Here is a 16,511-nt window from a genome sequence, read left to right on the forward strand (position 1 = left end):
TTGTATTATGCTTCTAAACAGTTCTGATTGTTTCCCTGTTCTATCCAAGCCCTTTTGCCCCGGCATGGTGATTTCCATTTTCAGCCGCTGCCCTTTTCTTCATCCGTTTTTTCCCTTCGCGGCATAAGTCTAAAAACGGGCAGATTCCGCACTGCGGATTTTGCGCTTTGCAATGGTAACGGCCGAAGAAGATCATCCGGTGGTGTGTGCGGGACCATTCTTCTTTCGGCACTTTTTTCATCAATGTTTTTTCGACTTCCAGGACACTATCCTTGTATCGGCAAAAACCGAGCCGCTTGCTGACCCTCTCCACATGGGTATCGACCGCAATAGCCGGAATTCCGAATGCAACAGACCTGACCACATTTGCAGTTTTTCTTCCCACGCCCGGCAATTTGATTAATTCATCCAGATCACGCGGAACCTGCCTGTCGTAAACATCAATCAGCATCCGGCAAAGTTTTTGGATATTTTTCGCTTTGTTCCGGTACAGGCCGATAGAGCGTATGTCCTGCTGCAGCTCCTCCAAAGGGACGGCAAGATAGTCATCCGGTGTTTTGTATTTTTGAAACAGATTTTTTGTCACTTTGTTGACAAGGGCATCGGTGCATTGCGCAGAAAGAGAAACAGCAATCACAAGTTCAAAAGGATTGGAGTGGTTTAATTCACAATGGGCATCAGGAAACATGTTACCCATTTCATCCAGGCAAAAGCGGATTTGTTGTTTTGTCAGCATATCGATAACTCCTATTAAAATTCCACAAGTTTACATAACATAGATTATTATCTCCTGAACGCGTGCTTTCACTTATTGATTGTCCAGCCGCGGCTTTTTCTATTTTTCGAGCCAGTTGTAAAAAGGAATGGGATTTGGATTGGTTTGTTTATTGGTTTTTGGGTTTGATGGTTTGCGGAAATGACGGCTGTATTCGCGCGCTTCCTCGACAGTTTGGACCCGGTTCTTTTTCCACTCAAAAAGGATGCGGTCTATGTAGCGGAAATTGAGCTTCCCGGAGATAACAGCTTCACGCAAGGCAGCCTTAATCAGTTCCGGGGATTGCTGGTCCTGATCAATCCACATCGCCAGCGTTTCGCATTCCAGCGGTGACAGCGGCCTGCCAAATTCCTGCTCAAACGTTGTATATATATCGGTTTCCTCATTTAAACTTTTTTCAAGTTCATCCTGCTTTTTCCCGTATATCCAGTCATCCACTAATTTTTCCCATAAAGGCTTAATCGAATACTTCTCATAAAGAATATCGCCTTCCCCCGAGCCTTCCTCTATGGATAAAAACTGATTCTGAATCAGGCGCCGCAAGATGGATACACATCTGCTTTCAGGAATTGTCATCCGGTTGGCAAGGTCTTCCGGCGTCGGAAACAGATTCCCTTCCTTACAAAAAGAATACACTTGCAATAAAAGCACCAGTTCTGTTTCGTCCAAACCCAGCTGCTTATATTTTTTCAATAATTGCTGCGGGATTGATACTTCCCCTTCTTCAAACCATTCCAGTAACATTTCTTTATCCATTTCGGACACCTCACGTATAAAGTATAGCATGTTTGAAAGCCGGATAGGAATGAAAATCCTTACCGGTTCTCCCCAGCCAGTATAAATCCAAAAAACGATTACGCAGGCAGCCATGCGTAATCGTTTTTTCAAGGTTTAGGGGTATATGCGGTTCAATAAACGCGGGAACGGTATTGTTTCACGGACATGTTCGACACCGGCAATCCATGCCACTGTGCGTTCCAGGCCGAGCCCGAATCCGGCGTGCGGTACTGAACCATATTTTCTTAAATCAAGATACCATTTATACGCGTCTTCAGACAGATTGAAATCTTTTATCCGCTCAAGCATTAAGCCGTAATCATGGATCCGCTCGCTGCCGCCGATAATTTCGCCATAGCCTTCAGGAGCAATTAAATCCGCGCACAATACGACTTCAGGCCTGTCCGGATGCGGCTGCATATAAAACGGTTTAATGGCAGCCGGATAATTCGTAATGAAGACCGGCATGTCAAAACTTTCAGCAATGGCCGTTTCATGCGGCGCGCCGAAGTCTTCTCCCCACTGGATATCATGAAAGCCTTTATCATGAAGCAAAGTGATAGCATCATCGTAACTAATCCGCGGAAATGGTGCTTTTACTTTTTCCAATTTCGTTGTATCACGGTCTAATCGTTGCAAATCCAATTTACAGTTTTTTAATACCGATTGGACAATTTGGGAAACATATTGTTCCTGTACCTGTAGGCTGTCTTCATGCTCGTAAAAAGCCATTTCCGGTTCGATCATCCAAAATTCGATTAAATGGCGGCGCGTTTTCGATTTTTCAGCCCGGAAAGTCGGACCAAAAGAGAATACTTTCCCAAAAGCCATTGCAGCTGCTTCCATGTACAGCTGCCCGCTTTGCGAGAGATAAGCATCTTCATCGAAATATTTTGTATGGAACAGCTCTGTTGTCCCTTCTGGTGCGCTGCCTGTTAAAATCGGCGGGTCAATTTTCGTAAAGCCATGCTCATTGAAAAATTCATAAGTAGACCGGATGATTTCGTTCCGGATCTTCATGACGGCATGCTGGCGGCTTGAACGGAGCCATAAATGCCTGTGGTCCATTAAAAATTCGGTTCCGTGTTCTTTCGGCGTAATCGGGTAGTCAACAGACTCATGGATAACCTCGATCCCTGAGACCTGCAATTCATAACCGAACGGGGAACGTTCATCTTCCCGGACTGTACCGGTCACGTAGAATGATGTTTCCTGGCTTAGTGACTTGGCTGTTTTAAAAATGTCTTCGTCCACTTCGTTTTTTACCACGACACCCTGGATAAAGCCTGTCCCGTCACGAAGCTGCAAAAATGCAATTTTTCCGCTTGAACGTTTATGATTCAACCAGACACCGATGGTCACTTCCTCACCTATATGCTGGCGAACTTCTGCGATTGTTATTTTCACATGATTTCCCTCCAAAAACTTCCAGCAACTCTTTCCGGCTGTTTTAGCAATATGTACCAACCTTTATTATACTAAACCAGCAGACAAAAATAAAATCAGGCGGAAAAAGCCGGGGGATTACTTTTTATGCGCTGCGATAAATTGATCAATCCTGTTCAGCGCCTTTTTCAATAAGTCGAGTGAAGTTGCATAGGAAAGGCGGATGCAGTCTTCAAAGCCAAAACCGGACCCCGGCACAACCGCTACCTTTGCTTCTTCCAGCAGGGCAGCCACAAATTCATCAACCGTTTCGAAACCCGTCAATTTTGCGGCTTCTTTCACATTTGGAAACAGATAAAAGGCGCCCTGCGGTTTCAAACAGGTTACCCCATCGATTGCATTCAGCTGTTCGAAAACTGCGTCTAAACGTTCTTCAAAAGCCTGGCGCATTTTTTCAACCGGTGCCTGATCCCCATTGTAGGCAGCCAACGCCGCAAACTGGGAAGTGGTAGACGGGTTGGATGTGGAATGGCTGGCAAGACTTGTCATCGCTTTGATGATTTCTGCATTTCCGGCAGCATAACCGATCCGCCATCCCGTCATGGAATGCGATTTTGAAACACCATTTATGATGATGGTCTGCGCCTTTAACTCAGGTGAAAGTTCAGCGATAGACACATGCTTGCTGCCGCCATAAATCAATTTTTCGTAAATTTCATCCGAAACGATCAAAATATGGTGTGCCAGACAGACTTCACCGATTTTTTCAAGTTCTTCCCTTGTGTAAATCATGCCCGTCGGATTGCTCGGCGAATTTAAAATGAAAGCCTTAGTCCGGGGTGTAATGGCGTCTTCAAGCTGTTCAGGCGTGATTTTGAACCGGTTGGCTTCTTTTCCTTCAACAAAAACCGGCTTCCCTTCCGCAAGTTTCACCTGCTCCGGATAGCTGACCCAATACGGGGCTGAAATAATAACTTCATCGTCTTTATTCAGCAATACCTGGAACAGCGTATACAGCGCATGTTTTGCACCATTGGTAATGATGACTTCGTTTGTTTTATAAGTAAGCTGCTGGTCTCTCTGAAATTTGTCGATAACGGCCTGTTTCAGCGATACCATACCGCCTGCCGGTGTATATTTTGTTTGGCCGTCAAGCATCGAACGGTATGCAGCTTCAATGATCTCCTGCGGCGTGTTGAAATCAGGTTCACCCGCGCCAAGGCCGATCACATCAATGCCTTCTGCTTTCATTGCTTTTGCCTTTGCCGTAATCGCCAATGTCGTTGATGGGGTTAAATTACTTACACGTCTTGCTAATTCCATACCATTCACCTCTCCATAATTCATTTATCCTGGGAATTATTTTTTACAAAAGGCACCTCATAATAGTTGAGGCTGCTGCCTTTTATATAGGCAACTTCCCAAATGGGAACTTGGCTGTCCATTCCTAAACGTGCAGAAAGGATTCTGTCCGGCTGCTTTTCGCTTTGAACCGTACGGACTGCCGTTTGTTTTGAAATGCCTGCGCTAAATTTCATGACAACAGGCCGGCGCGGATGCTTCTCAGGAATCCAGACTGCTTTCTTTACATTGTTCTTTCCTTTTCCGACAACAACATAGCAGGTGTTCTTTCCGTGGTACAGATAAAACTGGTCCACTGTGCGAATGCCTGCTTCCGATTTTGCAATCGTTTCTGCTTTTTTGTATGCATCGTTATACGGTTTCCGGGCTTCCATATAGGTCTGAAGGCCAAGACCGGCAATCACGATGATGATAATACCAATGATGATCAGTATCTTTTTCATTCATAACCCTCATTCACTTCAATCTTATGTACAGCAGAAAAGTAAATATTGCCCTCCTGCACTTTTTGCATCCAATACAGGGCCGGATATCAGACTCCGTGATGCCCATTTCGTTATGGCGCACTGGTCTTTGCACAAGCAAAAAATCAGGATGACGCTCCCGCTAAAAGCTCTTTCTATTCAGCTTTTTGGCACAGTCATGATAAACAAATATTGTTACTTATATCAAACAGCACGCGGGCTATAATATGATTACTGAATCATTACTTCATCATTATAACAGTAAAAATGAATGAAAAAATGATGAATTGAATAAACCCCAAAATTTTTTCCAGTCCACCCTTTTAAAAGCGCTGCCTTCGCTGCAGCGTTATTTTTATAACCATTTTCCAATCATCTTAAGCGTTTCATCCAGCCCCTGGTGTTTAACCTGCACGGCGGGGATGGAGCGGATAAAAGCCCTTCCGTATGTGGTGGTTTCAATTCTTCTGTCAAGCACAATAAAAATGCCGCGGTCCGACTTTCTTCTGATCAGCCGTCCAAAGCCTTGTTTAAAGCGCAGCACCGCTTCCGGCAGCGAATAGGCTGAAAACGGATTTTTTCCTTGCGTGCGGAGATCATCACATTTCGCTTCTGTCACCGGTTCGCCCGGCGGCAGAAAAGGCAGCCTTGCCATAACCAGGCAAGACAAATCTTCACCGGGGATATCAATGCCCTCCCAAAAAGAGCTTGTACCAAAAAGTATGGCTTTGTCAAATTTCTTGAAGTTCTTTGTCAACCGGGAACGGCTTCCGCTCGATATCCCCTGTGCAATCAGCATAAAATCATCAAGCAGGCCGCTTTCATTCATCAAATGATATACATTTTTCAATAAATCGAAGGATGTGAACAGTATCATCATCCGGCCCTTTGTTTCCGCAGCAATTGCAAGCAAATAGGCTGCCATTTTTTCAGCGAACACCTCTTGCCCCGTACTGGAAATATCGGGAAGATCATTTGGAATAATAAACTGCACCTGCTTGTCGTACTGGAACGGCGAGCGGATTTGCACAGTGTTCACATTTTGTTTTGGCAGGCCGACCTCGTTCAGGAAATATTGGAACGAATGATTCACAGTCAGCGTTGCAGAAGTCATGACGACGCATTTCTTCTTCGCATACAGTTCTTTCTGGAGCGTACTTGCAACACTGACCGGCTGGCATTGAATAACAAGGCTGTTTGGAAGTGCCCGCAAATCACCTTCCAGCCAAACCACTTTCCGGTTCTCATCATCCTTCCCCATCAGCTGCAGCATACCTTCCATCAGATATTCCCAGTCATTTAAAAAACTGTACAGTTCTTCAATAAAGGCCTGTTCTTTCTCGGTCAGTCCGGCTGCTTTTTCCTGCAGCAGTTCCAGTCTGCCGATCAGTGCGCGGCGGATGTCTTTTAGCGTTGCATAAATCCGTTCAGCGCACAGCAACACAGCCTGCCACGCTTTTTGTTTCCATTGCGCCTTGTTAATCCTGAACTTAATTTTCTGGTAGCCGGCCGTATCTTTTTTTCTTTCCATCACTTTCTTTGCCAGTATGCCGAATAAATCATCCATATCGGCATCAAGCGCCTGCAAAAGCGTGTTGATTTCAAATGTATGCCATTTGCCGATGATCCCGTATTTTTCTGTTAGCCGTTCAAGTTCGTAAAACATCTGTTTCTGTTCGTACAGGCCAAGGCAGCTGATTAAATATTTGATTTGGTTAAAACCGGCGCGCATGCCTAATGTTTCCCTCGCTGTTTGTTCAAAATGGTGGGCTTCGTCAATTACCACATATGGAAAATCATCAAACAGAGATGGCTCGCGGCCAAGTTCGCTGCACAACATCGCATGGTTGGTAACGGCTATATCGGCGTGCGCGGCCGCCTGCTTTGCGTGCAAATAAAAGTCGCGGGACATCCATGGGTCTTTTTGCCCAAGGTGCCAGCCATCCTGTTTAATTCTCCGCCAATACCGTTTGCCCCCGCTTGTCAGGTTCAGTTCGTCAACATCACCGCTGCTTGTGAATGTAAGCCAGACAAGAATTTGCATTTTCGCGAGCACGTCTTCATAATGGCCGGTTTGTTCCTTTAGTGACTGTTCAAATTTAAACAGCGAGAGATAATGGCTCCTGCCTTTTAACAGCACGGTGCGAAGCGGAACCTGCATCATTTTTTCGAGCAACTTCACTTCTTTGTTCAGCAATTGGTGTTCCAGCGCGACCGTGTATGTACTGATCAATACAGGCTCGTGTCCGTTGATTGCCGTAAATGCGCTTGGCAGCAAATAAGCCAGCGTTTTGCCTACACCGGTACCGGCCTCAATTACGGTATGCCGGCTGTTTTCAAACGCATCCCGGACATGGTCCATCATCTCAAATTGTCCGGGGCGGCGTTCATATTCATCGAAAACAGCTGAAAAATATTTCTCTTTTTCAATACTGCCCGAAGGATAGCTGTTTATCTTTCTGAAATCCGTCCCCCCGGAGGAAATCGTTTTTTTCCGCAAAGCAATACCGCGGTATACTTCAATATCAGGCGGCAGATTCTCCGCATGCCTGCGTTTTTTAGCCAGTATATCCTGAAAAATAAAACCAAGGTCACTTTTCAGCGAATAAGAAAGGGCAGCCAATTTTTCCAATGTGACAAGCGGAAGGGTTGAAGATCTGCGCATCAGCTCAAGCAAAAGTTTTGCGGTGACAAGTGCATCACTATCAGCCTGATGGGGCCTGTCATGTGAAAGCGATAAGGATTCGGCCAGATCGGAAAGCTTATAACTATCCAAATCCGGCATCACGATTCTTGCAAATTCCACCGTATCTACATTTAAACCTTGAAAAGGAGCAAATCCGGCTGTTTTTAATTCATGCTGCAGAAAAGGCAAATCAAACATGACATTGTGGGCAACAAATATGCTGCCCTCCAACAGCCGGGAAATACGGGGCGCAATTTCTGAAAACACCGGTGCATCCGCAAGCATCCGGTCATGAATGCCTGTTAATTCCTCTATAAAAACAGGAACCGGCTGGCCCGGATGCACAAAACTTGTATATTGGTCCTGAATCTCCCCATTTTCAATGGCAACAGCAGAAAACTGAATCATACGGTCGCCTTTTTTTGCTGCATTTCCTGTTGTTTCTAAATCAACTACAATAAATCGCTGTGCCATTCCATCACCTGTTTTTCGTCTTTCTTCAATATAGCTTTTGTATTGTATTATTTTAACATAAAAATTTAAATCCGCCATATCTCAGGCAGAGATTTAAAACGCCGCATGCCTGTCCCGGCCATGCGGCGTTTTAAGTTTACAAATTAGGTTTATAAAGGTGTTATGTTAAAGCGTCAGGATCAGATTATCGATTAAACGTGCTTTTTTAAACTGGACGGCAATAGCCAGGATGAAACGTCCTGACAGTTTTTGAAGCGGTAATAGGTCAGGATACGAATACAGTTCAACATAGTCTATTTTTCCGCTTGTATGGTCGTGAAGATGGCCGGACACAAGCGATATGATGTTTTCAGGATCCCTCTCCCCGTTTGCAATTGCCTTTTTTGCCAATTGCAAACTTTGGTACAGCTGCGGCGCTTCTTTCCGCTCCGCTTCAGACAGATACACATTCCGCGAGCTTTTCGCCAGGCCGTCCTGTTCGCGGACAATGGCCACCGGGACAATCTCAACAGGAAAATCAAAATCACGGACCAAAGCTTCCACTACCGCAACCTGCTGGGCATCCTTGAGGCCGAAATAAGCGCGGTCCGGCTGGATTAAATGGAAAAGTTTTGTTAATACCGCAGCCACCCCGTCAAAATGGCCCGGGCGCCGGTGTCCGCACAATACATCTGTCCGCTCACGAACATGGAGCGTGGCGGAGAGAGCATGCGGATACATTTCGGCAACCGGCGGGATAAATAAATAATCCACCCCTGCCGTTTCCGCTTTTAAACGGTCGCCCGCTTCATCACGCGGATAACGGTCGAAATCTTCGTGCGGGCCGAACTGGAGCGGGTTGACAAAGATGCTCATCCATACGATATCATTTTCTTTGCGGGCTTTTTCGGCAAGCGCCAAATGCCCCTCATGCAAAAAACCCATCGTCGGAACAAAGCCGATTGATTTTCCTTCTTTTTTTAATGTCCTTAAAATCTTTTGGATTTCTTGTTTGGTTGTGATGACTTTCATGGCTCTTTTGGTATTCATTGGCCGCGCCCCCCGTATAGCATCGTTAATTCTTCTGCTTTCATCGTATAAGTATGCTGTGTTTCAGGAAACTGCCGGTTATTAACCTCCCGGACATAGGTTTCAAGCCCTTTTAACATTTCGGCATCCGCATCGGCAAATTGCTTCACGAATTTTGCAACCCTTCCGCTGCCAAACCGGACCAGATCATGGAAGACAAGCACCTGGCCATCGACATCAGGCCCGGCGCCGATTCCGATTACAGGAATTTTCAGGCGTTTTGTGACTTGTTCGGCCAATTGCCGCGGCACACATTCCAAAACAACCGCAAACGCGCCTGCTTGTTCACAAAGTTTTGCATCTTCAATCAATTTTTTGGCTGCACCTGCTGTTTTTCCCTGCAGCTTGTAGCCGCCGAATATCCCGACTTTTTGCGGCGTCAGGCCGAGATGCGCCATCACCGGAATGCCCGCTTCTGTAAGGCTTTCGATTATTCCGGCAACTTCCGCTCCGCCTTCAAGCTTCACGGCATTCGCGCCGCCTTCCTGGATCAGGCGGGCGCCGTTTTTCAGTGTTTCAGCGCGGTTTAAATGGTAGGACATGAATGGCATATCCGTGACAATAAATGTATCCTTTGCCCCGCGCTTTACCGCCTTCGTGTGGTGAACCATATCCGAAACTGTTACAGGAATGGTAGAGTCATACCCAAGTACCACCATGCCTAAAGAATCACCGACCAGAATCAGATCCACGCCTGCCTGCTCAGCCAGTTTTGCCGTCGGATAATCGTAAGCCGTAACCATGGCAATTTTTTCTTCCGCTTTTTTCATGTGTAAAAAATCCGTGGTTTGTTTCATGCGTAACCTCTCCTCACCTGTAAAATATTCACCCGGCTTAGAGGACCCTGTAAACAACAGAAATGAAAAAAGCCCTCCTGCAGACAGAAGGGCCCGTAACATTGCCATTGTTTATTTTAACCCGCTGTCCCCGTCCGTTTTGGATCAAGGCAGAACCTATTTTTATGTCCATCATGATTTTCCGGTATAGTTCTAAATAGATACTACCCATAGCCATTATAACAGGATCAGCCGGATAAAAACACTATGATGAAGCAGGTTGGGCTTCAATATGTTAATCTTTGGCGACGATTTCGATATCTGCGGAATAAATATCATGCAGTCTGCCGTCATTGCCTTCTAGTTTCAGCACGCCTTCATCCGTAATGCCGAGCGCCCTGCCGGCAATGTCGCCCTGAAGCGTATGGGCAATAATATTTGTGCCGATGCTTACCGCATAACTTTCCCACAGCAGTTTCAGCGGAGCAAAACCGTTTTTTAAATAGATTGCCTGGTATTTTTCCAATTTTTCAAGAATACGCTGGACAAGGACAGCGCGTTTGATTTTTTTCCCTGATTCGATTCGCAAAGAGGTCGCCGTTTTTTCCAATTCTTCCGGAAACACCGTTTGGTTCACATTCATTCCGATTCCGAGAATGATGGCCTGGATCCGGTCCGTGTCGGCCTGCAATTCCGTCAGGATCCCGGAACATTTTTTCCCGCCAATTAAAACATCATTGGGCCATTTAATTTCCGGATGGACGCCTGCTGTTTCTTCAATCGACTGGGCAACTGCAACAGCCGCTATCAAAGTAAAAGGCGGCGCCATTTGCGGGGGAAGATCGGGACGCAATACAATGCTCATCCAGATGCCTGTATATTTCGGCGAGTACCAGTCACGCTGAAGCCTGCCCCTTCCGCCTGTCTGTTCTTCGGCAATCACGACCGTACCATCCGGGCAGCCTTCCTGGACAAGCCGGTGTGCAAGTTTCTGTGTGGAGTCGATCGTTTCCTGATCATAAATCGTTTTCCCGAACCGTTTCGTCTGCAGGCCGAATTGGATTTCATTCCTCGTCACGCGGTCCAGTGTACTTTTGATCCTGTAGCCTTTTTTGCGGACAGCCTCGAGTTCAAAACCTTCTTTTCTTAACTCTTCCATATGTTTCCAGACTGCAGACCGCGAGCAATCGAGCAATTGGGCAAGTTTTTGCCCGGAAACGAAATCATTCCCGGCTTGTGTAAATATTTCTAGAATTCTGTTTCTCGTTGATGTTTGCACATCAGCCACCTCCTGATTGCTTCCCGGTCATTGGCAATTTCCCCGTTTAAAACCGCCATTTCAGATTCGCGCAGCATCTCTTTGATCCAGGGCCCCCCGCTTTTGCCGAACCACAGCATAAGATCTGTGCCCGTTACAGAAAGCTCGCTTCTTTCTGTAATCTTCATTTTTAAAAATTCTTCTTTCATCGTTTGGACGCGCGGCTCCCACTTTTCTTGGCGAAGCGCCCAGAAAACGGTTTCCGCATCGGTTGCCGCCGTTTCCCCGGCATCGTAAAGCGCCGCAAGATCCCATTCAGCCTGCAGCCGTTTCTGCAAAAAGCCAAACGTGCGCAGGATTTCTTTCCGTTTGCTTGCCGGCAGGCGCCATTGATGCAAAAATGCCTCTTTATTCCCAAGCCCGCAGACAGCAAGCAGATAAAGCCACAGCTGTTTTTCTGTTAAACGGTTCAAATCCGGATGCAATTTTGCTTCCAGCCTGGTTTCCGCCCCGTTCAGCCCCGGCAGATAGGAGAGTAATTTTGTTTCGCACAGCAGTTTCAGTGCCTCATACGGGTAGGGGCCTTCAAGGAGCCTGATAAATTCCTGTGTGATCCTTTCAGCCGCTATATACTGCAGCAGCGGGGCATGAAGGCTGATCGCGCGCTTTGTTTCCGCCTCAATCGTAAAACCAAGCTGGCTCGTAAAACGGATCGCGCGCATCATCCGCAGCGCATCTTCGTGGAATCTTTCTTCCGGGGATCCGACTGTCTGAATCGTTTTATTGCGGATGGCATCACAGCCTGAAAAAGGATCAACCAGCTTTCCGGCATCATCCATGGCAATGGCATTCATCGTAAAATCCCGGCGTTTTAAATCTTCAAGCAACGAATCGACATACCAAACAGATTCCGGACGCCTGTAATCCTTATATTCCGATTCCGTTCTGAAAGTTGTGACTTCATATTGGCCGCCCTTATACAGAACGAGTACAGTGCCATGCTCGATTCCAATATCGATTGTATGCGGAAACAGCGCCTTGACTTCAAGCGGTTTGGCAGACGTGGCAATGTCGACATCATGGATGGGGCGCTCAAGCAGCATATCACGAATCGCGCCCCCGACAAAGAATGCTTCAAATCCTGCATCCTCAAGAGTTTTTAAGATCGGGAGTGCTGTTTGAAATGGCGGTAGCATGTCCATCAACCTCATTTATCAATTGATCGTATATTTTTTCATATTGTTTGAGAATGTTTTTCGAATAAAATTTCCTGTGGACGGTTTGTCGGGCATGCGCGGATAATTCAGCATGCAGGCCGGGATTTGCAAATACATGCAGGGCTTTTTCGGCAACCGTCTTTACATCGCCCAGAGAGACGAGATACCCGTTATAGCCGTCCCGGATCACTTCCGGTATGCCGCCGATGATCGTACCAATACAGGGCACGCCGCAAGCCATCGCTTCCAAGGCGACAAGGCCGAAACTTTCTTTCTCGGATAACAGCAGCATCAGGTCGCTGATCGAGTAAAGTTCCTCGAGCTGGTCCTGCTTTCCTAAAAACAATACATCTTTTTCAATCTGTAATGTCCTGACAAGCCGCGTTATGACGCTCATCTCCGGGCCGTCGCCGACAAGCAGCAGCTTCGCGGGGATTTGTGCGCGGATATTTGCAAACGCCCGTACGACATCTGATACGCGTTTCACTGCCCGAAAATTGGAGACATGGATGATGACTTTCTCCGCTTCCGTAATGCCATACTCTTTTTTTAAATGGGCAGCATCGACACGCCGGTAGACGCGCTCATCAACAAAATTATAAACCGTTTCGATCTTTTTCTGCGGCTGGATTAAGTCATAGGTCTGGCGGACAAGTGCATTGGATACTGCCGTGACCGCATCAGATTGTTCAATGCCAAAACGGATCGCGGATGCAAGTGACGGGTCATAGCCTAAAACGGTGATATCCGTGCCGTGCAGTGTCGTCACGATTTTCAAATCCGTGTGCGCCATCATTTTACCAAGAATCGCGCAGACCGCATGTGGAATTGCATAATGGACATGGATAATATCCAAATGTTCCCTATCCGCCACTTCAGCAATTTTGCTTGCCAGCGCGATATCGTAAGGCGGGTATTGAAAAACCGCGTACTGGTTGGCCTCAACCTGGTGAAAATAGATATTGTGGTACATTTTATTTAAGCGGAACGGGACACTTGACGTAATAAAATGGATTTCATGGCCGTTTTCTGCAAGCAGCTGGCCCAATTCCGTCGCAATTACGCCGGAGCCGCCAACTGTCGGATAACAAGTAATCCCTATCTTTAACCTCTTTTTCATAAATGAAGCACATCCAGGTTTACCAGTAGTGGCTTCTTGCTTAAAAACCCTTCAGCATAACGGATACCCAGTTCTTTTCCAAATATTCTTTCACGCGCCAGCACCGTTTCAATGTAACCGTCCGTGAGCGGTGTCTTTACAGCGCCGTCCCTTAAATCAAACTGGCTTCCGTACGCTTTCAGGCTTTCAATTTTTTTTTCGATAAAATCACTGACATCGACCACAAAATCCGGTTCGTGGAAGCCGTTTACCATATAAAAGTACAAATGCTTCGGCTTGTATGCCTCTTTTTCCGGATCTGAACGGTATTTGCGGATACCGGACGAGAAAAAGGCTTCTTCAACCATATTTCCGCAATGACCATGGTCGGGATGCCGGTCCTGATGGAAAGGGGCAAACACAACGCCGGGTTTGTACGCCCGAATCACCCCTGTAATTTGGCGGAGATATTCCGTTTTCATAAACAAACCGCGGTCAGGCAGCTGTAAAGTGATTCTTTCTGCAACACCGAGGATTCCGGCAGATTTTTGCGCTTCAGCTTTACGTGTATCTACCGTTCCATTGGAAGACAGCTCTGCCTCTGTTAAATCACAAATGACGATTCTTTTCCCTAGTGATGCCCATTTGGCGATCGAAGCTGCCATGCCGATTTCGACATCATCGGCATGTGCCCCGAACGCCAGCACATCTGCTTGACAACTCATGGCTTGTCTCCCCTTCCTGCTTTTGACGGCCAGACGGTTTCTCCTTTTTGAAGTTCCTTCATCAGCAGTTCGGCCGTACCGATATTTGTCGCCAGTGGAACCCGATGGACATCGCAGAGGCGGATCAACGCCGAGACGTCCGGTTCATGCGGCTGTGCCGTAAGCGGGTCGCGTAAAAAAATGACAAGATCCAGCTCGTTTTTTGCGATTTTCGCGCCAATCTGCTGGTCACCGCCGTAGGGGCCGGACTGGAAACGGTGAACCGGCAGCCCTGTTGCTTCCATAATTCTTTTTCCGGTCGTCCCGGTGGCAAAGAGCTGGTGCTGCGCAAGTATTTTTTTATGGGCAGATGAAAACCGGACCATATCGTCTTTCTTTTTATCATGGGCGATCAGTGCAATATTCAATGATTTTCACTCCCCGTTAAACCAAAATATTTTCCAGGCCATAAACGAACGTCTTTAAATTCATCACCGTTTCAACGGAAACTTTAACACCGGACATAAAAGAAACCCGGTCGAATGAATCATGGCGGATTGTAAGCAGCTGGCCGCCGCCACCAAACAGTACTTCCTGATGGGCAATGAGTCCCGGTAGCCTGACACTGTGGATATGCATGCCGTCAAAATCAGCCCCTCTGGCACCTTTCAGCGTTTCTTTTTCATTTGGGTTCCCCTGCACTTTTTTTGTCCGTTCCGTGGCAATCAATTCCGCGGTTTTCACGCTCGTTCCTGAGGGTGCATCGATTTTTTTGTCGTGATGCAATTCAATAATTTCGACATTCGGAAAATATTTCGCCGCCATTTGTGAAAATTTCATCATCAGGACAGCCCCAATGGCGAAATTTGGTGCGATTATACAGCCAATCCCTTTTTCATCGGCCAGTGCTTTTAATTCATCCAGCTGTCCGGATGTAAAACCGGTTGTTCCGACAACCGGGCGCACACCGTATTCGAGGGCGGCTTTCGTATGCCTGTACCCTACTTCAGGTTTGGTGAAATCGATCCAAACATCAGCATTGGATTTTTCCAGGCATTCCCGGACATCTGTATAGACAGGGGCTGGTTCATCCGTGAAATCAGCGATCTCATTCAGCAATTTTCCTTCACCTTTCCGGTCCAGCACCCCCGCCAGTTTGAAATTTTCTTCCCTTGAAACAAGCCGGACCGCTTCACTGCCCATTCTTCCGCGTGCGCCGGCAATAATGACACGAATTTGACTCATATCCAAATCACTCCTTTATTAGGATTGCGTTTTTGTTATTTTGGTTATGTCCCGGGTACGGCAAATGAATGCAAAACCCGGCATGAAGATCCATATGTATCAGCACCTCACCGGGTCTTGCTTTGGTGCCTTTCCTGTTCCCGGTGATGATTCATACTCTTCCATGTTAGCCAAAACCGGAAGATTTTACAAATGATTTTCATTACAACCGGATCCAGCCGGAAGACCCCATCCATATTGGACTTTTATTGCCTTTAATATATAATAAGTACGCCGGAATCAGAAAAAACATCAATCAAGGAGGCAGCAGGCATGCTCAAAATCAAGAATATCTTCTTTATCTTATTAGGCGCCGCCGTTTTTTCATTTGGGATTGTCCATTTTAATATTCAAAACCATTTGGCTGAAGGCGGTTTCACTGGGATCACTCTGCTCCTCTATTATTTGTTCCATATGAACCCTTCTTATTCCAACCTGATCTTAAACATCCCAATCTTTATCATTGGATGGAAATTATTGGGAAAAAGGGCCTTTTATTACACGATCATCGGGACGGTCGGGACCTCCCTGTTTCTATGGATTTTTGAAAAAAAGCACTTTCATATTCCGCTTGAGGACGATATGTTCCTGGCTGCTCTGTTTGCCGGCGTCTTTATCGGTGTCGGGCTCGGGATTATTTTCCGTTACGGCGGAACATCAGGCGGCGTGGATATTATCGCAAGGCTTGTCTTTAAGTACAAGGGAGTTGCGATGGGCAGAACCATGTTTATGTTTGACGCATGTGTCATCACGCTTTCACTTCTTACTTACTTGCATTACCGGGAAGCAATGTATACGCTTGTCGCCGTTTTTGTCGGGTCGCGCGTTATCGATTTCCTCCAGGAAGGCGCCTATACAGCACGGGGAGCCTTTATTATTTCGGACAAGCATGATGAAATCGCCGAAAAAGTCATGAAGCAAATGGACCGCGGTGTGACCGTGTTTCGGGGCCACGGCTCATTTACGAAGCGGGACCGTGATGTGCTGTACTGCGTGGTCGGCAAAAATGAAATCTCCCGTTTAAAAGGCATCATTAATTCAGTGGATCCTCATGCATTTGTTTCGGTGATGGTTGTCCATGATGTATTAGGGGAAGGTTTTACGCTGGATGAAAATAAACAGCCAATTGAGGATTAAATCCGGGAAATAAGAAAGAGCTGCAAGTGTTTGCAGCTCTTTCT

General features: G+C 46.6%; 15 protein-coding genes. 1 reads left to right on the forward strand and 14 read right to left on the reverse strand.

Annotated features, from left to right (window positions below; all coding sequences use genetic code 11):
- Window positions 1-40: 40 nt before the first annotated feature.
- From nth to dapB, 14 genes are all read right to left on the reverse strand, one after another.
- Entirely contained in the window at window positions 41-736 is a 696-nt protein-coding gene (gene nth / locus C232_RS0101045; protein ID WP_018660340.1) for an endonuclease III, read from the reverse strand.
- A gap of 99 nt (window positions 737-835) precedes the next feature.
- Entirely contained in the window at window positions 836-1,531 is a 696-nt protein-coding gene (locus C232_RS0101050) for a DnaD domain-containing protein (protein ID WP_018660343.1), read from the reverse strand.
- A gap of 135 nt (window positions 1,532-1,666) precedes the next feature.
- Window positions 1,667-2,959, reverse strand: a complete 1,293-nt coding sequence (asnS, locus tag C232_RS0101055) for an asparagine--tRNA ligase (protein ID WP_018660346.1) — start codon at window positions 2,957-2,959, stop codon at window positions 1,667-1,669.
- 117 nt (window positions 2,960-3,076) lie between these two features.
- Complete coding sequence (locus tag C232_RS0101060) at window positions 3,077-4,261, reverse strand: pyridoxal phosphate-dependent aminotransferase (protein ID WP_018660348.1); 1,185 nt, start codon at window positions 4,259-4,261, stop codon at window positions 3,077-3,079.
- Window positions 4,262-4,281: 20 nt separating this feature from the next.
- Complete coding sequence (locus C232_RS0101065) at window positions 4,282-4,743, reverse strand: cell wall elongation regulator TseB-like domain-containing protein (protein WP_018660350.1); 462 nt, start codon at window positions 4,741-4,743, stop codon at window positions 4,282-4,284.
- 376 nt (window positions 4,744-5,119) lie between these two features.
- Window positions 5,120-7,924, reverse strand: a complete 2,805-nt coding sequence (gene dinG / locus C232_RS0101075) for an ATP-dependent DNA helicase DinG (RefSeq protein WP_018660354.1) — start codon at window positions 7,922-7,924, stop codon at window positions 5,120-5,122.
- Between the two features lie 165 nt (window positions 7,925-8,089).
- Complete coding sequence (gene panC / locus C232_RS0101080; protein WP_169338739.1) at window positions 8,090-8,935, reverse strand: pantoate--beta-alanine ligase; 846 nt, start codon at window positions 8,933-8,935, stop codon at window positions 8,090-8,092.
- 14 nt (window positions 8,936-8,949) lie between these two features.
- Window positions 8,950-9,789: a 3-methyl-2-oxobutanoate hydroxymethyltransferase gene (gene panB, locus C232_RS0101085; protein WP_018660359.1), complete on the reverse strand. Its 840-nt coding sequence runs from the start codon at window positions 9,787-9,789 to the stop codon at window positions 8,950-8,952.
- 274 nt (window positions 9,790-10,063) lie between these two features.
- Window positions 10,064-11,047: a biotin--[acetyl-CoA-carboxylase] ligase gene (locus C232_RS0101095; protein ID WP_018660363.1), complete on the reverse strand. Its 984-nt coding sequence runs from the start codon at window positions 11,045-11,047 to the stop codon at window positions 10,064-10,066.
- On the reverse strand, window positions 11,017-12,222 hold the full coding sequence (locus C232_RS0101100; RefSeq protein WP_018660365.1) for a CCA tRNA nucleotidyltransferase: 1,206 nt from the start codon (window positions 12,220-12,222) through the stop codon (window positions 11,017-11,019). The genes C232_RS0101095 and C232_RS0101100 overlap by 31 nt, the downstream gene beginning before the upstream one ends.
- Complete coding sequence (bshA, locus tag C232_RS0101105; RefSeq protein WP_018660367.1) at window positions 12,176-13,363, reverse strand: N-acetyl-alpha-D-glucosaminyl L-malate synthase BshA; 1,188 nt, start codon at window positions 13,361-13,363, stop codon at window positions 12,176-12,178. Before bshA ends, C232_RS0101100 begins: the two co-directional genes overlap by 47 nt.
- Complete coding sequence (bshB1, locus tag C232_RS0101110) at window positions 13,360-14,067, reverse strand: bacillithiol biosynthesis deacetylase BshB1 (protein WP_018660369.1); 708 nt, start codon at window positions 14,065-14,067, stop codon at window positions 13,360-13,362. Before bshB1 ends, bshA begins: the two co-directional genes overlap by 4 nt.
- On the reverse strand, window positions 14,064-14,474 hold the full coding sequence (gene mgsA / locus C232_RS0101115; RefSeq protein WP_018660371.1) for a methylglyoxal synthase: 411 nt from the start codon (window positions 14,472-14,474) through the stop codon (window positions 14,064-14,066). Before mgsA ends, bshB1 begins: the two co-directional genes overlap by 4 nt.
- Before the next feature lie 16 nt (window positions 14,475-14,490).
- Window positions 14,491-15,291, reverse strand: a complete 801-nt coding sequence (gene dapB, locus C232_RS0101120; RefSeq protein WP_018660373.1) for a 4-hydroxy-tetrahydrodipicolinate reductase — start codon at window positions 15,289-15,291, stop codon at window positions 14,491-14,493.
- 312 nt (window positions 15,292-15,603) lie between these two features.
- On the opposite strand from dapB, the gene C232_RS0101125 reads away from it, so the two are divergent.
- The gene (locus tag C232_RS0101125; protein ID WP_018660375.1) at window positions 15,604-16,467 is read left to right on the forward strand and encodes a YitT family protein; all 864 of its coding nucleotides are present in this window, start codon (window positions 15,604-15,606) and stop codon (window positions 16,465-16,467) included.
- Window positions 16,468-16,511: the final 44 nt, after the last annotated feature.

The organism is Heyndrickxia acidiproducens DSM 23148, assembly GCF_000374345.1.
Taxonomy (GTDB): domain Bacteria; phylum Bacillota; class Bacilli; order Bacillales; family Bacillaceae_C; genus Weizmannia; species Weizmannia acidiproducens.